The organism is Citrobacter sp. Cu231 (genome assembly GCF_030332265.1).
Lineage (GTDB): Bacteria > Pseudomonadota > Gammaproteobacteria > Enterobacterales > Enterobacteriaceae > Citrobacter > Citrobacter meridianamericanus.
In genome coordinates, this window is record NZ_JAOWIE010000051.1 from 1 (window position 1) to 1923 (window position 1923).

The 1923-nt window shown below is 55.3% G+C and carries 2 protein-coding genes and 1 pseudogene; all 3 read right to left on the reverse strand.

Annotation, left to right across the window (positions count from 1 at the left end):
* Nucleotides 1-821 (reverse strand): annotated as a pseudogene (locus tag OGY15_RS22690) (IS66-like element IS679 family transposase); the annotation flags it as partial.
* A 19-nt stretch (nt 822-840) separates the two neighbouring features.
* Nucleotides 841-1188 carry an IS66 family insertion sequence element accessory protein TnpB gene (gene tnpB, locus OGY15_RS22695; RefSeq protein ID WP_099548426.1) on the reverse strand — a complete coding sequence of 116 codons (348 nt, stop codon included), beginning with the start codon at nt 1186-1188 and terminating at the stop codon, nt 841-843.
* Nucleotides 1188-1838 carry an IS66-like element accessory protein TnpA gene (gene tnpA / locus OGY15_RS22700; RefSeq protein WP_000993956.1) on the reverse strand — a complete coding sequence of 217 codons (651 nt, stop codon included), beginning with the start codon at nt 1836-1838 and terminating at the stop codon, nt 1188-1190. Before tnpA ends, tnpB begins: the two co-directional genes overlap by 1 nt.
* Nucleotides 1839-1923 lie beyond the last annotated feature (85 nt).

Genomic DNA, 1923 nt, shown 5'->3' on the forward strand with positions numbered 1-1923 from the left:
GTCCGGGTTTTACCGCTGCCCGGCTCCTGGACCGGGACGGGGATATCATCAGCATGGACTTTACCGGGCATCAGCACATACTGGCGCAGGACGTCATACAGCGGCTCCAGCAGTTCAGCAACGGCACCTGTCCAGCGCCCCAGCGTGGCGCGGCTCAGCTCCACGCCCTGGCGACGGTATATTTCTGACTGGCGGTATAACGGCAGATGGTCTGCATATTTCCCGGTAACAACATGGGCCAGAAGCCCCGCTCCGGCATAACTGCGTGCAATGGGTTTTGAAGGTACTGTTGCCTGCACGATATGGTCGCACCGACAACAGGCCAGTTTCGGACGTTGTGTTTCGATAACCTTAAAGGCGCTGCTGATAAGCTCCAGTTGCTCTGACACATCACACCCCAGAGGACTGAGGTCACCACCACAGGCCGGGCAGCATTCCTCTTCCGGCCGGATGACCCGGGTTTCACGGGGAAGTGAGGCCGGTAACGGTTTACGGGCTGAAGACTGGCGCAGGGCGGATGGCAGTACCGGGTCATATTGCTCACCCAGCGTTTCCGCCATTTCTTCCTGAAGTGCGCTGATTCGCTCCTGTGCTTCCTGTATCTGCCGTTCGGTTTTTGCACGAAGTTTTTCTGAGCTTTTACCGAACTGCATACGTTGCAGTTTCGCAACCAGCGCCTTCAGCCGGTTGATTTCGGAAGCATAAGCCGCCACCCGCTGTGAGAGCAGGCGGTTGTATTCAGCCATCTGGCGGATGGTGTCCTGTTGCGTCTGCAACAGTGCCCGCAGGCGGGCGTTCTCATGAGCAAGTGAGGTGTCCATATCCTCACTTTACAACGGGTTATATGCGGATTCCAGCGCGTTCCGTTCGTTTCGGGTGCTTCCAGTCGATGCCTTCGAGAAGCATGGACAACTGAGCCGGAGTAAGGTGAACCTTTCCATCGCGGGTGACCGGCCAGACGAAGCGGCCCCGCTCCAGGCGTTTGGTGAAGAGGCACAGTCCGTCACTGTCAGCCCACAGCACTTTTATCTGGTCACTCCGGCGTCCGCGGAAGATGAACAGATGCCCGGAGAACGGGTCATCCTTCAGGACGTTCTGAACTTTTGAGGCCAGGCCGTTAAAGCCATTTCGCATATCGGTGATACCGGCAACCAGCCAGATACGCGAACCGGCAGGGAGAGATATCATCAGTGGCTGCTCCCTTTCATTTCGCGGATAAGTGTCTGTAATAACGCCGGTGTCAGTTCACCTTTCAGCCTGAGAGTTCCGGCCGGCAGAACCAGCTCGCAGCACAGACTGTCTGGCAGTGTATTTATCTGTTCAGGTATCTGCACTGGTGCCGGGATTTTATTATCCGGCTCCGGAGTTAACGTCACGGGAAGTAGCGATGTTTCATGTTCGCCGGGCGGTTGCAGGCCACCGTTACGCCAGAGATGCCGCCAGTTAAAGAGCAGGTTATCGTTAATTCCATTCTCTCGAGCTATTTGTGCGACACAGGCACCGGGTAAAAGAGTTTGCTGAACCAGTCTCCATTTAAACTCCGGTGAAAATCGGTTCCGGCGGGGTTTCTCTGCTTTCACAGGCTGAGTCACGGTCGGGGCTGAAGGGTATCGCCCCGGGAAAAGAGCCCGGGCCAGTTGCCCGCAGGAATATTCACCGGAAAGAGGCCAGTCAGTGAATACCTGGTGAAATCGCCTCACCAGAGAAAAAATGGCGGTTTTGCTGACACCAGTCTGCGCAGAAATGCGCGGGTACGACAGTGACTCGTCAAATCTCAGCTGTAGCACACGCAGGATCAATTCTGGATTATCTGCCAGTACCGCTTTTCGTGCATTCATCTTAAATGTCCTTTTACTGCGAAAATGGACATTAGTATCGGAAACAGGAAAGGGAGGCGAAAGACGGTTTAAATGATGCGCTTAC